General features: G+C 62.9%; 32 protein-coding genes. All 32 read left to right on the plus strand.

Annotated elements, in window-relative coordinates; all coding sequences use genetic code 11:
• Positions 1-4 precede the first annotated feature (4 nt).
• The 32 genes from ABDB81_RS09705 to ABDB81_RS09860 all read left to right on the plus strand — a co-directional run bounded on the left by ABDB81_RS09705 (position 5) and on the right by ABDB81_RS09860 (position 10,310).
• On the plus strand, positions 5-223 hold the full coding sequence (locus ABDB81_RS09705; RefSeq protein WP_346810797.1) for a hypothetical protein: 219 nt from the start codon (positions 5-7) through the stop codon (positions 221-223).
• Complete coding sequence (locus ABDB81_RS09710; protein ID WP_346810799.1) at positions 217-630, plus strand: hypothetical protein; 414 nt, start codon at positions 217-219, stop codon at positions 628-630. The genes ABDB81_RS09705 and ABDB81_RS09710 overlap by 7 nt, the downstream gene beginning before the upstream one ends.
• Positions 627-776, plus strand: a complete 150-nt coding sequence (locus ABDB81_RS09715; protein WP_346810801.1) for a hypothetical protein — start codon at positions 627-629, stop codon at positions 774-776. The genes ABDB81_RS09710 and ABDB81_RS09715 overlap by 4 nt, the downstream gene beginning before the upstream one ends.
• Complete coding sequence (locus ABDB81_RS09720; protein ID WP_346810802.1) at positions 763-1,191, plus strand: hypothetical protein; 429 nt, start codon at positions 763-765, stop codon at positions 1,189-1,191. The genes ABDB81_RS09715 and ABDB81_RS09720 overlap by 14 nt, the downstream gene beginning before the upstream one ends.
• Positions 1,178-1,405, plus strand: coding sequence for a hypothetical protein (locus tag ABDB81_RS09725; protein WP_346810804.1), 228 nt, complete (start codon positions 1,178-1,180; stop codon positions 1,403-1,405). The genes ABDB81_RS09720 and ABDB81_RS09725 overlap by 14 nt, the downstream gene beginning before the upstream one ends.
• Entirely contained in the window at positions 1,402-1,719 is a 318-nt protein-coding gene (locus ABDB81_RS09730; RefSeq protein WP_346810806.1) for a winged helix-turn-helix domain-containing protein, read from the plus strand. The genes ABDB81_RS09725 and ABDB81_RS09730 overlap by 4 nt, the downstream gene beginning before the upstream one ends.
• The gene (locus tag ABDB81_RS09735; protein ID WP_346810807.1) at positions 1,716-1,955 is read left to right on the plus strand and encodes a hypothetical protein; all 240 of its coding nucleotides are present in this window, start codon (positions 1,716-1,718) and stop codon (positions 1,953-1,955) included. Before ABDB81_RS09730 ends, ABDB81_RS09735 begins: the two co-directional genes overlap by 4 nt.
• 3 nt (positions 1,956-1,958) lie before the next feature.
• Entirely contained in the window at positions 1,959-2,336 is a 378-nt protein-coding gene (locus ABDB81_RS09740; protein ID WP_346810809.1) for a hypothetical protein, read from the plus strand.
• Complete coding sequence (locus ABDB81_RS09745; RefSeq protein ID WP_346810811.1) at positions 2,333-2,719, plus strand: hypothetical protein; 387 nt, start codon at positions 2,333-2,335, stop codon at positions 2,717-2,719. The genes ABDB81_RS09740 and ABDB81_RS09745 overlap by 4 nt, the downstream gene beginning before the upstream one ends.
• A complete protein-coding gene (locus ABDB81_RS09750; RefSeq protein WP_346810813.1) occupies positions 2,716-3,102 on the plus strand; it encodes a hypothetical protein in 387 nt (128 codons plus the stop codon). The genes ABDB81_RS09745 and ABDB81_RS09750 overlap by 4 nt, the downstream gene beginning before the upstream one ends.
• Before the next feature lie 156 nt (positions 3,103-3,258).
• Positions 3,259-3,669, plus strand: a complete 411-nt coding sequence (locus tag ABDB81_RS09755; RefSeq protein WP_346810815.1) for a hypothetical protein — start codon at positions 3,259-3,261, stop codon at positions 3,667-3,669.
• Entirely contained in the window at positions 3,666-4,079 is a 414-nt protein-coding gene (locus ABDB81_RS09760) for a hypothetical protein (RefSeq protein WP_346810816.1), read from the plus strand. Before ABDB81_RS09755 ends, ABDB81_RS09760 begins: the two co-directional genes overlap by 4 nt.
• Positions 4,076-4,315, plus strand: a complete 240-nt coding sequence (locus ABDB81_RS09765) for a hypothetical protein (protein ID WP_346810818.1) — start codon at positions 4,076-4,078, stop codon at positions 4,313-4,315. The genes ABDB81_RS09760 and ABDB81_RS09765 overlap by 4 nt, the downstream gene beginning before the upstream one ends.
• Positions 4,316-4,318: 3 nt before the next feature.
• Positions 4,319-4,642: a hypothetical protein gene (locus ABDB81_RS09770; RefSeq protein ID WP_346810820.1), complete on the plus strand. Its 324-nt coding sequence runs from the start codon at positions 4,319-4,321 to the stop codon at positions 4,640-4,642.
• A 5-nt stretch (positions 4,643-4,647) separates the two neighbouring features.
• On the plus strand, positions 4,648-4,974 hold the full coding sequence (locus ABDB81_RS09775; RefSeq protein WP_346810821.1) for a hypothetical protein: 327 nt from the start codon (positions 4,648-4,650) through the stop codon (positions 4,972-4,974).
• A 79-nt stretch (positions 4,975-5,053) separates the two neighbouring features.
• Positions 5,054-5,566, plus strand: coding sequence for a hypothetical protein (locus tag ABDB81_RS09780; protein ID WP_346810823.1), 513 nt, complete (start codon positions 5,054-5,056; stop codon positions 5,564-5,566).
• Positions 5,559-6,113, plus strand: a complete 555-nt coding sequence (locus ABDB81_RS09785; RefSeq protein ID WP_346810825.1) for a hypothetical protein — start codon at positions 5,559-5,561, stop codon at positions 6,111-6,113. The genes ABDB81_RS09780 and ABDB81_RS09785 overlap by 8 nt, the downstream gene beginning before the upstream one ends.
• Positions 6,106-6,318, plus strand: a complete 213-nt coding sequence (locus ABDB81_RS09790) for a hypothetical protein (protein WP_346810827.1) — start codon at positions 6,106-6,108, stop codon at positions 6,316-6,318. The genes ABDB81_RS09785 and ABDB81_RS09790 overlap by 8 nt, the downstream gene beginning before the upstream one ends.
• A 1-nt stretch (position 6,319) precedes the next feature.
• The gene (locus ABDB81_RS09795) at positions 6,320-6,766 is read left to right on the plus strand and encodes a hypothetical protein (protein ID WP_346810829.1); all 447 of its coding nucleotides are present in this window, start codon (positions 6,320-6,322) and stop codon (positions 6,764-6,766) included.
• Between the two features lie 174 nt (positions 6,767-6,940).
• Positions 6,941-7,132: a hypothetical protein gene (locus ABDB81_RS09800; RefSeq protein ID WP_346810830.1), complete on the plus strand. Its 192-nt coding sequence runs from the start codon at positions 6,941-6,943 to the stop codon at positions 7,130-7,132.
• Positions 7,129-7,497 carry a hypothetical protein gene (locus ABDB81_RS09805; RefSeq protein WP_346810832.1) on the plus strand — a complete coding sequence of 123 codons (369 nt, stop codon included), beginning with the start codon at positions 7,129-7,131 and terminating at the stop codon, positions 7,495-7,497. Before ABDB81_RS09800 ends, ABDB81_RS09805 begins: the two co-directional genes overlap by 4 nt.
• Before the next feature lies 1 nt (position 7,498).
• The gene (locus ABDB81_RS09810) at positions 7,499-7,789 is read left to right on the plus strand and encodes a hypothetical protein (protein ID WP_346810834.1); all 291 of its coding nucleotides are present in this window, start codon (positions 7,499-7,501) and stop codon (positions 7,787-7,789) included.
• Between the two features lie 8 nt (positions 7,790-7,797).
• On the plus strand, positions 7,798-7,980 hold the full coding sequence (locus ABDB81_RS09815; protein ID WP_346810836.1) for a hypothetical protein: 183 nt from the start codon (positions 7,798-7,800) through the stop codon (positions 7,978-7,980).
• Entirely contained in the window at positions 7,977-8,225 is a 249-nt protein-coding gene (locus tag ABDB81_RS09820) for a hypothetical protein (protein WP_346810837.1), read from the plus strand. Before ABDB81_RS09815 ends, ABDB81_RS09820 begins: the two co-directional genes overlap by 4 nt.
• Positions 8,222-8,377, plus strand: a complete 156-nt coding sequence (locus tag ABDB81_RS09825) for a hypothetical protein (RefSeq protein WP_346810839.1) — start codon at positions 8,222-8,224, stop codon at positions 8,375-8,377. The genes ABDB81_RS09820 and ABDB81_RS09825 overlap by 4 nt, the downstream gene beginning before the upstream one ends.
• Positions 8,337-8,729: a hypothetical protein gene (locus ABDB81_RS09830; RefSeq protein ID WP_346810841.1), complete on the plus strand. Its 393-nt coding sequence runs from the start codon at positions 8,337-8,339 to the stop codon at positions 8,727-8,729. The genes ABDB81_RS09825 and ABDB81_RS09830 overlap by 41 nt, the downstream gene beginning before the upstream one ends.
• Entirely contained in the window at positions 8,726-8,956 is a 231-nt protein-coding gene (locus ABDB81_RS09835; protein ID WP_346810842.1) for a hypothetical protein, read from the plus strand. The genes ABDB81_RS09830 and ABDB81_RS09835 overlap by 4 nt, the downstream gene beginning before the upstream one ends.
• Complete coding sequence (locus tag ABDB81_RS09840; protein ID WP_346810844.1) at positions 8,953-9,159, plus strand: hypothetical protein; 207 nt, start codon at positions 8,953-8,955, stop codon at positions 9,157-9,159. Before ABDB81_RS09835 ends, ABDB81_RS09840 begins: the two co-directional genes overlap by 4 nt.
• Entirely contained in the window at positions 9,156-9,734 is a 579-nt protein-coding gene (locus tag ABDB81_RS09845; RefSeq protein WP_346810845.1) for a hypothetical protein, read from the plus strand. Before ABDB81_RS09840 ends, ABDB81_RS09845 begins: the two co-directional genes overlap by 4 nt.
• A 1-nt stretch (position 9,735) precedes the next feature.
• Positions 9,736-9,906 (plus strand): hypothetical protein, encoded by a 171-nt coding sequence (locus ABDB81_RS09850; protein WP_346810847.1) that lies wholly within the window; start codon positions 9,736-9,738, stop codon positions 9,904-9,906.
• A gap of 1 nt (position 9,907) precedes the next feature.
• Entirely contained in the window at positions 9,908-10,135 is a 228-nt protein-coding gene (locus ABDB81_RS09855) for a hypothetical protein (protein ID WP_346810849.1), read from the plus strand.
• 1 nt (position 10,136) lies between these two features.
• Positions 10,137-10,310 carry a hypothetical protein gene (locus ABDB81_RS09860; RefSeq protein WP_346810851.1) on the plus strand — a complete coding sequence of 58 codons (174 nt, stop codon included), beginning with the start codon at positions 10,137-10,139 and terminating at the stop codon, positions 10,308-10,310.
• The last annotated feature ends 1 nt before the right edge of the window (position 10,311 follow it).

Consider the following 10,311-nt stretch of genomic DNA (forward strand, 5'->3'; position numbering starts at 1 on the left):
CTCCATGACATCGCTCATCTCCTCCCGCGCCGTCGCCCAACGCACGACTGACGCCCACGCCCATACCTGCCACGAGATCTCCGTGAAGGTCTGGGGCAACCACACCCTGCCGGCCGATTTGCAGGCAGGTGCCACCGCGCTGCTCGCCGGCTACATCGCCCAGCACCTCGCAAACGTCGGCGTCGAAGCCGAGGCCCACTACGTCGGAGCATTGCCATGCTGACCCCTCACATCGGACGTCTCCAGCGCCTGAGAGCGCTCATCGCCACCAAGCCCGAAGAAGTCATCGACCTTGACACATGGGCCTGCGGGACCGTGTTCTGTGCCGTTGGCTGGGCCACACAGGACCCCGAGTTTCAGAAGGAGGGGCTGACGCTGGGATACCACGCACCGATGTTCGAAGGTAAGCACGACTGGGCCGCGGTCACGGCGTTCTTCGGTATCACCGAAGGCCAGGCTGAGTATCTGTTCCTGAACAAGCGCGACGTCCCGTATCGCTACTACCGCGACGACGGTGAGAAGGGTGAACTCATTCCAGCCGACGACGCCGAGGTGCTCGAAGCCAGCGACAAGGTCCTGGTCCTGCATCGGCTCGACACGTTCATCAGCAACGCCAAGGTGAGCGCATGAGCGCGTCCCTCGTCCTCGTCCAGCGCCAGAAGGTGTCCCGCATGGGCATCTGGGCCGGCGCCCGTTACCTCAAGAACCAAGGCTTCACCCTCGAAGAAGCCCTCCACATCCTCTTCAACCGGAGCCCGCGTCATGGCCACGCCTGATATCGCCCGCCTCAAGACCCTGCGCGCATTCCTCGCTACGCGTCCTGAAGCTGAAACCAATCTCGCCCGCTGGCATTGCGGCACCCAGTTCTGCACGCTTGGCTGGGCCACGCAACTCCCCGAGTTCCAGCAGGCGGGGTTGAGCCTCGTTGAGGAAACCGATGGCTACGAGCACTACTACCCCCCGCACTTCGGACACAGCGACCTGGGCTTCTCCGCGGGTGCGACGTTCTTCGGCCTCACCCGGGATCAGGCCGACTACCTGTTCGCCCCGGTGCGCATCAAGGCCGAGCCCGGGTTCGAGATCGGCGTCATGCAGCCCTCTGACCCGATGGGTCTCAGCGACAAGGCCGTGGCCCTGCATCGGCTCGACACCCTCATTTCCGAACTGGAGGCCACTCATGGCCAAGCGTAAGACCAACATCGAGGCGGTCGTCGACCTCATGAGCTTCAGCCAGTACGGCGTGCTCGCGCAGCTGTTCGTGATCGACGCACTGGTCAAGGTCGCGGACAGGGCGGCCAAGGCAGATCCCGCGACCCTCGACAGCCCGATGCTCAGCGGCAAGGCCTGGGTCGGCGTGGCCAAAGAGATCCAGTTCAAGTTGAACCAACACCTGAACCAGCAATGACCCGCCGCCGCCACGCCCCCAACCCCTACGTCATCTGCGTGCCCGACCGTGCGGTCACGACGCCGGACGAGATCGTTCTGCTGTCGCACACCGAGCTGGCGCTGATCCGACTGCTGTTCGACAACCTCGGCCTCACCGTCACCCGCAGCCAGCTCGAGCTGCAGGCGTGGGGAGAATTTCTCGAGGCTTGCTCACGAGGTTTGGATGCACACATCTGCAGGCTGCGCAAGAAACTGGCGCTCGACGGCAAGCATGGGCTGCGACTTCGAGCTGTCTACAAGCAAGGCTATCGACTGGAGCGTGTAACGCCATGAGCGCACTCACCGAATACCACGCAACCTCCCGCATCGGCGCGGCACCCGTGATCACCGTGAAGGACACCTACCCGGGGCCAGACCCCAAGTGGCAGGTGATCTTCACCACGTTCACCGGGCTCGACTACTGCCGCGAGACCAAGGGCGGGAAGCTGCCGCTCGAATACATCAAAGCCTGGGCCACGTTGCAGTGCTACGAGCACAACCTGGCCGGCGCACGAATTGAAAGGTGGTGAATCATGGAAGCTCAAGTTCTGTTCAATACCGTGGCCAAGCATCTGATGGTTCAAGGCCGCCGCGCCATGGCCAATCAGGGCCAAACCTGCGCATATCGCTCCGCTGATGGGTGCAAGTGCGCAGTTGGCGTGCTCATCCCTGACGAGCTCTATGACGTGCACATGGAAGGCCTCAGCATTGCCCGCATGCTCGACCAGCTCGACGAGCTCGAGCTCCCAGCTCCGCTGGCCCAGTTCATCAAGAACGACCTTGAGCCTCACCTCCACCTACTGATGGCTCTGCAGGCCGCGCACGATGGGCTCACCCCAGAGGATTGGGCAGGGGAGTTGCGCCGTATCGCTCGCAAGTTCAAGCTGAACCTGCCGGAGGTTCTGCAATGAGCCAATTCACAGCTCAGAGCTTGTTCGACACGATCGCGGCTCACCTCCTTTCGCAGGGCAAGAAGGCTCTGACCTCCGACGGCACCGTCTGCCGCTACCGCGGCACCGCCGGAACCAGTTGCGCGGTGGGTTGTGTCATCCCCAACAAGCTCTACACCGAGGACCTCGAAGGGGAGAGCGTCGGATCCATGCTCACGCACGCTGCGTCTGGCACCTTCTCCGCGCCGCTCAATGCGTTCCTGCTGAACGATCTGGGGCCACATCGGGATCTGCTGCGAGAACTCCAGTACCTCCACGACGAAATCTCTGTCGATTTGTGGAAGGAGGAACTGCCGCACGTGGCCGTTCAGTTCAACTTGAACCTGCCGGAGGTGCTGCAATGAATCTCGAACGCATCCGCCACATCCAGACGGTGATGGCCGCAGTTGCTCCGGAGACCGTGGGACTGAACGAGTACCTCATCCACGATGAATCGTGCGGAACCATCGCCTGTGTAGCAGGGTGGTGCTGCCTCGACCCGAAGTTCAACGAGGAAGGTCTGACCTTGCGGGACAACAATTTCCCAGGTTACCAAGGCTTCGGCTCGGGCTTCCATGCCCTCATGGGCTTCTTCGACATCGGCTTTCACGAAGCCGAGAACCTGTTCGGCGCAAGGTGGGGCTCCGAGTACGACAGCGAGATCGAGCACCTGAAGCCCACTGACCACGAGCGGGCCCTGCACCGGATCAAGCGGTTCCTCGAAGACTATGACTCGCAACCTGCATGAGCTGGCAGTCCAGCGTCTGAACGACGCTGGCACCTGGCGCCGGCGCGCCATGACCGCCAAGACACCGCAGTGGCGCAGCCGGTACCGAACCATGTCTCGACGAGCCGCACGACTTGCTCGGTTCTTCAGACGCCAACAATCACGGAGCCTGCTCCCATGAACAATCAAGAAGCTTTCACCCTGGCGCTGACCAAGCTGCGTCAGCAAGAATTCGCGTCGGTGTCTCCCGACGGCACCTGCCTCTACCGGTCGCAGTACGGTTGCTGCGCCGTCGGCCACATGCTGCCGGCCGAGCTCGAGGTCGGCCCTTACAACGGCCAGTGCGCCGACAGTCTCCTCCGCCATCTGCCGGGAACAGGCATCGAGAAGGTGAACCGCAGCCTGCTGGCCCGTATGCAGCGCGCACACGACATGCTGTTTCCGATGCCGCCGAGCATCCAGGAGACGGAGGCGATGACTGCGTCCCGCGAGGGTGAGTTCGGCAGTGGCCGCGGGCGGGGCGAATGGGAAGGCGCCATGAAGCAGATCGCCGAAGAGTTCGATTTGAACTACGAGGTGCCGGCATGACGAACCAAGAACTGTTCGACATCGCGCTGACGAACCTGCGGCGCCAGCGCGTGTGCTCGATCGTGGGCGACGAGTGCCGGTACCGAGGCGAGAACGGCGCGCGCTGCGCGGTTGGTTGGGCCATCCCGGACGAGAAGTACAGGCGCGTCTTTGAGGGCCTGGACGTCGGCCAGCTGATCGACCAAAACAGGTTGCCTGAAGAGCTGCGTGGCGTGAACTACCAGCTCGCGCAGGAGATCCAGCGCGCGCACGACTTCTACATGCCACTAGGCGACGACCAGCCGGAGCCAATGAATGCCACCCGACGCCAGATCTTCAAGATGAAGGACGGCCGAGGCATGGAGATGTGGGAAGCGGAGATGAAGGAGATCGCCGCTCGGTTCAACTTGAACTACGCGGAGCCGGCATGACCACCTGGACCCCCGAGGATGAGCAGGAGCTGACGAACTTGCAGGAGCTCGTCAGCAACCTGGCCACCCGTAAGCAGGTGGCCCGCCAAGTCCTGATCGACGGGCTGGCCGCGGTGATCGACGAGATAGATCTCGATCTCCGCTACGGCACACCGACCGAGATCGCACAGCACATGACCGATCACGCCGACAAGCTGATCGCCGCACTGCAGCCATTCGCCACCAAGGAGGCCTGACCCATGTGGACGCTCACGCTGCCGGTCATCACGACCGGCCATATCTCCACCGCGACACGAGATCTGCTTTCGGCGTCATCCCGGAAGGCTTTCACGTACCTGGTGTCCCGGCAGACCGGGGAAAAGCCCGTTTGCTGGGTGGCCGAGTACAGCGAAGGATTCTTCGTCCGCTTCTGGGACGAGCACGAACCGGAGCTTGGGAGTGACCTGCCGCAAGACCTGCGTGACATCCGCAGCTGGCTGATCAGCGCCGGCTACCTCGACCTTTGGGTCCGTATCGACGCCGATGGCGACGTGGTGTCGGGCCTGGACATCTTCGAATGGTGACCAACATGACCATCCAATTCCAACCCCGTGAAGTCGCAACCCGCGGCTATCCCTGGACCTTCGTCTACTTCCACGGCGACGCGCAATCCGAAGTCAGCCGTGTGCACCCCCAGGTCCACCAAACCGACCTGGTGGTGGCCAACATCCCGCGACCGAACCTTGCCGCCGGCGAAACCCGCATCGAGCGCGGCACGCTGTTTGGCAAGAACGTCACCGCCCACCTGTGGGCCGACCACCACGGCGAGATGCACGGCCTCGTCTGCTCCGACACCGATCGTGGCAGCTGCGAGTACGCCGAGCGAAAGATGCAGAAGCTGGAGATCTACGCATGAGCCCGAACGAAATTATCCTCGCGGCCGCCGTGGTGTTCCTGGCCGGCGCCTGCATCGGGTACGTGCTTGGAGGAAATCAATGAGCGACGACATGAAGAGGGCCTTCGAGGCCTCCGGACTGACTCCGACAACTGCGCATAGAACAGCCTTCAATTTGGGCTTCCGTGCCGGATCGGAAGGCATGCATCAGCGCGCGCTACGCGCTGAGAAGCAAGTCGACCGCCTGGTCAATGGGATGCCGGCAGCGCAGTGGCGCACCGCACGCGAGGCCGACCCCTTCGGCACGACGTACGACTGTGCGCGCGCCGCGCTGTGCCTCGGGCGCATGACGGATGACGAACTGGCCAATGCGGTGTTCCTGCACAACCATCGGGATTTCGACTTGGGCGCTGCAATGAGCGGCGAGCCTTCTTCGATCGTGCTGCTCACAGCAGCCAAGGAGCGGATCCGCTGGTTGTCTCGTGCACTCGAGCGAACCCGTGAGTCGCTGCTTGCCGTTCAGGAATGGGACACGCACGGCCGCCTGCCCGACTCAATCCGCGCCGTCGTCGACCGTGGCTTGCGGCCGCCCAAGGAGACCAGCAATGGCTGACCGAACCGACCAAGAAATCGTCGACCAGACCGAGCGTGCCGCAGCCATGCTGGCCGCCTCCGACAGCTACTTCCTCCAGTCCGGAACCTACCGGGACAGCAAGGACCCACGGGTCCAACGCTACTGGGTGAAAGCCTGCGAGATGCAGGAGCTGTTGACCAACACGGACGTCTACAACGCGCTAGCCAACCTCGAAGAGGACTCCGGAGAGTGGGTCGAGTGCCAGCGCATTGCAGGCCTCCCCGGGGTTCACGAGCTGCTGCAGGAGTTCTCGAACGATCCGACCGGCGACGCCGGCACGATGATCGTCCGCGAAATCCGACGCAGCGTGCTGGCTTCCGTGCCTGCTCCCCTGGTGGGGGAGAGCCGCGATGCAAGGGACGCAAAGCGTTGGCGCACTCTGGAGAAGGCCTTGCGCTCACGTCTCCCGGGCCCCGCGCACGGCCGGCGCATCAAGGTGGTCGAGGTCTGTCCGGCGTTCGGCGACAAGGATGTGGGAGATCTCACTGCGTTGATCGACACCGCGATGGAGCACGCCCATGGCTGACCTCTCCACCACCATCGACGGGTACCGCGTCGATCTCGAGATTCTCACCACCACCGGCTGCTGGATCAACTACAAGGCCTTCTCCGCCAGCCTGGAGGTCCTTATGGGCATGGGCGTGCTGACCAGCGGCACCGGCCAAGAACACAACGTGCCGACGGCAACGATCGACAAGATCGAGGCGTGGGCCCTTACGAACGGGTACTGATATGCGACCGGGAGAAATGCTGTCCGAGATGCTGCTGCTGGTCACGCAAAAGTTCTACGGCAAGTACGACAAGTCCGACAAGCCCTATGTGCTGCACCTGCTGAAGGTCATGCACTACGTGAAGTCCGAAGACGAGGAGATCCAGTGCATCGCCCTGGGCCACGACCTGCTCGAAGACACCAACGTCACGACCGGCGAGCTGATTGCTATGGGCTTCAGCGAACGCGTCGTCAACGGCATCTGGCACCTCACCAAAGCGCGTGACGATGACTACGACTCGTACCTCAACAAGGTGATGTCGAACCGTGACGCCATGCGAGTGAAGCTGGCCGACCTGCGGCACAACAGTGATATCCGCCGGCTCAAGGGCCTGACGGAGAAGGACTTCGCCCGCATGCAGAAATACCACCGCATGTTCCTGACGCTGTCGGCGGCCTACAAGGAGTGACCGTGCAACTGACCCACATCGAAAAGACCTCGCAGTGGCCGGCCCACCCGATGGTCTGCCCATTCTGCACCGGCTGGAGACCGTTCTCGCAGCTCCTCCAAGCGGAGGACGATGTCATCTGCCGCCCGTGCGCAACCGAGCTCGAGCTCGAAGCCCCACAGGAGCACTGATGCCATGCCATTCCCGAATCCACACCCAGAATGTGGCGAGATCAAGGACCGCAAGGTCACGACGGTCGGCACGTTCCAGCTGGTCCAACTTCGCTATGAGGCGTGCGTCATCGAGCAGCTGCTCGTGCTCGAGCACGGATCGTGGCACACCATCCGCTTCCGACAAGGGGAGCACTTCGTCTGGAGCTTGACATGAGCACCGAATTCCAACGTCTGCTGCGTCTGCGGTACCAGACCGAAGCCGGCATCCGCAACGCACAGCGAGAGCTGGAGGGCATCAACGCCGCGCTTGTCGCACTGTCCGGCATCAAGGTGGGGGACGTGATCCCGAAATACGACCGTGAGCCGGACGGAGCCCAGATGCGCGTGAACAGCATTCAGGCCGACGTGTTCTTCGTCGACGACCTGGACAAGGCCTTCCTGCGCGTCGGCGGCACCAGCACGCCGATCACCAAGTCCGGCCAGCCGCATAAGAGCATCCGCTGGGACCACTGGTCGCGGATCGTGAAGGGCATCCACATGCCGATCGCCGAGTACAAGGCGCAGGTGAAGGGGAACTGACATGGGCATGCCTCCACTTTCCAACGTCGGCTCGCGCTTCGGCGCGCCGATGGGCCGCCGCAACCTGCACGGAGATCCAGACGAGGCCTACAAGTTCTGGCTGCGCAAGCTGGATTGGGTCGACGGCGACTATGACCCGGGCGGCGCCTACTGGGGCCGGTCCGGCGGCGACTACATCTACCGCGCGGTTTCCACCGACGGTGAGGTCGAGCAGTTCGTGCGCGCGAAGAGCCGCGCGGATGCTAAGACCCTGCTGCTCGAGGATTACCCGGCCAGCCGCTTCTTCAACTGAGGTGTGACATGCATCCCAGACTGCCGATCTACACCCACGACGAGATGGCGGCAGCTCAGCGCGAAGCGCACGAGCTGCGCCTGAAGCTCGCTGCGGTTCAAGTTGAACTGAACGACCTGCACGGCCAGCGCATGCACCTGGCCACGCAGTATGCAGTGCTGACCCGACAGATCAATGCGAGGCACCCATGAAAGTCGTTTTCCGCAAGTGGCCGAAGCAGGGCGGCGTGATCGCGCTGTTCTGTGGCTCGGCCAAGGACTGCAACCCTGGCAACGTCATGAGCTACATGCACGTCGGCCAGCACGGCGAGGCCTCGCGGAGCCTTGGCCAGAACCTGCCCCTGGCCACGCTGGCCGAGTACCAGCCGCTGCTGCGTGAGCTGCAAGCGATCTACGCCCCTGAACCCATCGAACCCGTCCGGAGGCTCGTGGCGTGAACCTGAATTTCAAATGCCAGCTGCCTCCGCAGCTGGACCCCGACACCATCGTCGACGCGCTGTCAGGTGTGCTGACAGCGTTCGACGTACTCCATACCGTGGAGACCACTCATGAAGTCGAAGCTGAAGCTGATCACGATCACCCGGGCTGAAGGTCCGAGCTCGATGTGCGGCAAGCCCCAGACCGCTGCCACGTTCCACGGCGCCGACTGGATCCTGCACCGCTGGTCGAGCACGGCACCGGAGAAGGGTGGCTACGACAAGTGCGACTTCCGCATCGAGTGGGAAAACGGCATGGTCTACGAAGGCCGCTACGACTTGAAGCACTGGCGCGTCGAGCACCCGAGCCTGAGCTGCCACGTGCTCGGCTTCATCGAGTTCAGCATCGGCAAGGCCTGTCCCCACCACATGCGGCAGGAGCGGTACGAGGCCTACGTCCAACAGAACCTCGAGACGAAGGAGCAGTGCCAGGCCTTCCTCGATCAGTGCGAGTTTGAAGCATGAAAGCCATCACCGAGCCCAAGCGCGAGCGGCGCGCCACCAACTGCACCGGACCCGACGAGTGGTTCACGGTGCAGCGATTCGAGGTCGAGGCCAGCGACGCCGGCAGCAAGAAGCCGAACTACCTCGGGCACCGCCACCGTGAGTACGCCTTTGATCGCCGTGACGTCGGCAAGAAGATCGAGGTGATCACCCAACCTGGTTACGAATGCTGGGGGTTCCTCGCATGAAAGTCACCACCCTGGTAGGCGCCGCCGCAGCGTACGCCTGCATCACCACCGACGACGGCGTCTACGACGTGCGTCTGGACCCCGGCCGCAGCGTGCCAAAGTCACTGCGCGGGACCGCCGCAGAGCTCCGCGAGAAGGCCGCGCGCCTCCTCCGTCAAGCCGAGACGTACAAGAAGGCCGCCACCCATCTGGAGAACGCATGAGCCTCCCAATTTTCAACGAGGTCGACCAGTCGACCCTGAAGCCGGGGCTGTATCTGGCCCTGTTCCATGGGCGCGACGACAAGGACGACTGCCCCGAGGACTGGGGCTTCAACGGCCCCATGATCGGCCCGATCGAATTCGCCCACACCACCTACGGCACCGAGATCAAGATCAAGTTCGAGCGTCACGAGGACTGGCTGAAGTACTTCCCGGAGGAGCCGAAGGTGGACGGCTTCCGATATGCGGCCGGCTTCCTCTACGCCGAGAACGCGGGGCCAGACCTGGACTGGGTGATCGCACACCCGGAGGAGGCCGAGAAGCATCCGGCCGTTGGGGAGGTGTTCTACAAGACCGAGGCCGTGATCGACATTTCCGGCGGGGAGCTGGCCCAGTTCGACGGCAAGTTCTATGGCGACTGGACGGTGTTCAAAGTCCCTGGTCCCGAGCTTGTCCAAACCGGCTGGTATTGCCAGCAACACGGGGAACAGAAGTTCATCGGTCTGAATGACAGCATCGACGAGCCAGACGACCCGGCCTACCGCTGGGTGCCCGCATACGTCCATAAGAGGGCCTGACATGAAGCGCCGCTACGAGATCCACGTCGAGGGCAAGGACGAACTCGCCTTCGACACCGCGCTGGCCGAGGCCATGCGCCGCATCAAGGCTGGCAACGTCGAGGGTATGGACGAGAACGAGGACAGCAGCTTCCGGTTTTCGTCGGCCACCAACGAACACACGCAGGACTGACATGACGAAACCAACGATCGTGATTTTCATGGAGGGTGGGCTCATCCAGCACATCGAAACGGACGACCACGTCGACATCATCGTGGTTGACTACGACATCGATGGGGTCGAGCCGGAACGTATCAAGAAGACACCGTACGGGAACGACGCCACCGTCGAGGCATACGCCGATTCCGATCTGTCGAGCTACGACCGGTCAGCCTGGGTCAAACTGGCGCAGGGGCTCTGACATGCCGAACTACAAAGTCACCGTCATGGAGACCGTCAACCACCTCGTCGACGTCGAGGCGGAGAACGAGGAGATCGCGCGGGAGGCTGCTATCGAGGCAGTTATCGAAGGGCACCCCGCGGCGAAGTTCATGGCGGTTGAAGACCGCCACGTCACCGTTTGCCTGGAGGTCTGAC

It is taken from the genome of Cupriavidus sp. DL-D2, from assembly GCF_039710735.1.
In the GTDB taxonomy this organism is placed as follows: Bacteria; Pseudomonadota; Gammaproteobacteria; order Burkholderiales; family Burkholderiaceae; genus Cupriavidus.

Excerpts from the sequence above, each read along its gene's own strand:
- ABDB81_RS09705 (WP_346810797.1), top strand. The coding sequence starts at position 5 with ATGACATCGCTCATCTCCTCCCGCGCCGTCGCCCAACGCACGACTGAC.
- ABDB81_RS09710 (WP_346810799.1), top strand. The coding sequence starts at position 217 with ATGCTGACCCCTCACATCGGACGTCTCCAGCGCCTGAGAGCGCTCATC.
- ABDB81_RS09715 (WP_346810801.1), top strand. The coding sequence starts at position 627 with ATGAGCGCGTCCCTCGTCCTCGTCCAGCGCCAGAAGGTGTCCCGCATG.
- ABDB81_RS09720 (WP_346810802.1), top strand. The coding sequence starts at position 763 with ATGGCCACGCCTGATATCGCCCGCCTCAAGACCCTGCGCGCATTCCTC.
- ABDB81_RS09725 (WP_346810804.1), top strand. The coding sequence starts at position 1,178 with ATGGCCAAGCGTAAGACCAACATCGAGGCGGTCGTCGACCTCATGAGC.
- ABDB81_RS09730 (WP_346810806.1), top strand. The coding sequence starts at position 1,402 with ATGACCCGCCGCCGCCACGCCCCCAACCCCTACGTCATCTGCGTGCCC.
- ABDB81_RS09735 (WP_346810807.1), top strand. The coding sequence starts at position 1,716 with ATGAGCGCACTCACCGAATACCACGCAACCTCCCGCATCGGCGCGGCA.
- ABDB81_RS09740 (WP_346810809.1), top strand. The coding sequence starts at position 1,959 with ATGGAAGCTCAAGTTCTGTTCAATACCGTGGCCAAGCATCTGATGGTT.
- ABDB81_RS09745 (WP_346810811.1), top strand. The coding sequence starts at position 2,333 with ATGAGCCAATTCACAGCTCAGAGCTTGTTCGACACGATCGCGGCTCAC.
- ABDB81_RS09750 (WP_346810813.1), top strand. The coding sequence starts at position 2,716 with ATGAATCTCGAACGCATCCGCCACATCCAGACGGTGATGGCCGCAGTT.
- ABDB81_RS09755 (WP_346810815.1), top strand. The coding sequence starts at position 3,259 with ATGAACAATCAAGAAGCTTTCACCCTGGCGCTGACCAAGCTGCGTCAG.
- ABDB81_RS09760 (WP_346810816.1), top strand. The coding sequence starts at position 3,666 with ATGACGAACCAAGAACTGTTCGACATCGCGCTGACGAACCTGCGGCGC.
- ABDB81_RS09765 (WP_346810818.1), top strand. The coding sequence starts at position 4,076 with ATGACCACCTGGACCCCCGAGGATGAGCAGGAGCTGACGAACTTGCAG.
- ABDB81_RS09770 (WP_346810820.1), top strand. The coding sequence starts at position 4,319 with ATGTGGACGCTCACGCTGCCGGTCATCACGACCGGCCATATCTCCACC.
- ABDB81_RS09775 (WP_346810821.1), top strand. The coding sequence starts at position 4,648 with ATGACCATCCAATTCCAACCCCGTGAAGTCGCAACCCGCGGCTATCCC.
- ABDB81_RS09780 (WP_346810823.1), top strand. The coding sequence starts at position 5,054 with ATGAGCGACGACATGAAGAGGGCCTTCGAGGCCTCCGGACTGACTCCG.
- ABDB81_RS09785 (WP_346810825.1), top strand. The coding sequence starts at position 5,559 with ATGGCTGACCGAACCGACCAAGAAATCGTCGACCAGACCGAGCGTGCC.
- ABDB81_RS09790 (WP_346810827.1), top strand. The coding sequence starts at position 6,106 with ATGGCTGACCTCTCCACCACCATCGACGGGTACCGCGTCGATCTCGAG.
- ABDB81_RS09795 (WP_346810829.1), top strand. The coding sequence starts at position 6,320 with ATGCGACCGGGAGAAATGCTGTCCGAGATGCTGCTGCTGGTCACGCAA.
- ABDB81_RS09800 (WP_346810830.1), top strand. The coding sequence starts at position 6,941 with ATGCCATTCCCGAATCCACACCCAGAATGTGGCGAGATCAAGGACCGC.
- ABDB81_RS09805 (WP_346810832.1), top strand. The coding sequence starts at position 7,129 with ATGAGCACCGAATTCCAACGTCTGCTGCGTCTGCGGTACCAGACCGAA.
- ABDB81_RS09810 (WP_346810834.1), top strand. The coding sequence starts at position 7,499 with ATGGGCATGCCTCCACTTTCCAACGTCGGCTCGCGCTTCGGCGCGCCG.
- ABDB81_RS09815 (WP_346810836.1), top strand. The coding sequence starts at position 7,798 with ATGCATCCCAGACTGCCGATCTACACCCACGACGAGATGGCGGCAGCT.
- ABDB81_RS09820 (WP_346810837.1), top strand. The coding sequence starts at position 7,977 with ATGAAAGTCGTTTTCCGCAAGTGGCCGAAGCAGGGCGGCGTGATCGCG.
- ABDB81_RS09830 (WP_346810841.1), top strand. The coding sequence starts at position 8,337 with ATGAAGTCGAAGCTGAAGCTGATCACGATCACCCGGGCTGAAGGTCCG.
- ABDB81_RS09835 (WP_346810842.1), top strand. The coding sequence starts at position 8,726 with ATGAAAGCCATCACCGAGCCCAAGCGCGAGCGGCGCGCCACCAACTGC.
- ABDB81_RS09840 (WP_346810844.1), top strand. The coding sequence starts at position 8,953 with ATGAAAGTCACCACCCTGGTAGGCGCCGCCGCAGCGTACGCCTGCATC.
- ABDB81_RS09845 (WP_346810845.1), top strand. The coding sequence starts at position 9,156 with ATGAGCCTCCCAATTTTCAACGAGGTCGACCAGTCGACCCTGAAGCCG.
- ABDB81_RS09850 (WP_346810847.1), top strand. The coding sequence starts at position 9,736 with ATGAAGCGCCGCTACGAGATCCACGTCGAGGGCAAGGACGAACTCGCC.
- ABDB81_RS09855 (WP_346810849.1), top strand. The coding sequence starts at position 9,908 with ATGACGAAACCAACGATCGTGATTTTCATGGAGGGTGGGCTCATCCAG.
- ABDB81_RS09860 (WP_346810851.1), top strand. The coding sequence starts at position 10,137 with ATGCCGAACTACAAAGTCACCGTCATGGAGACCGTCAACCACCTCGTC.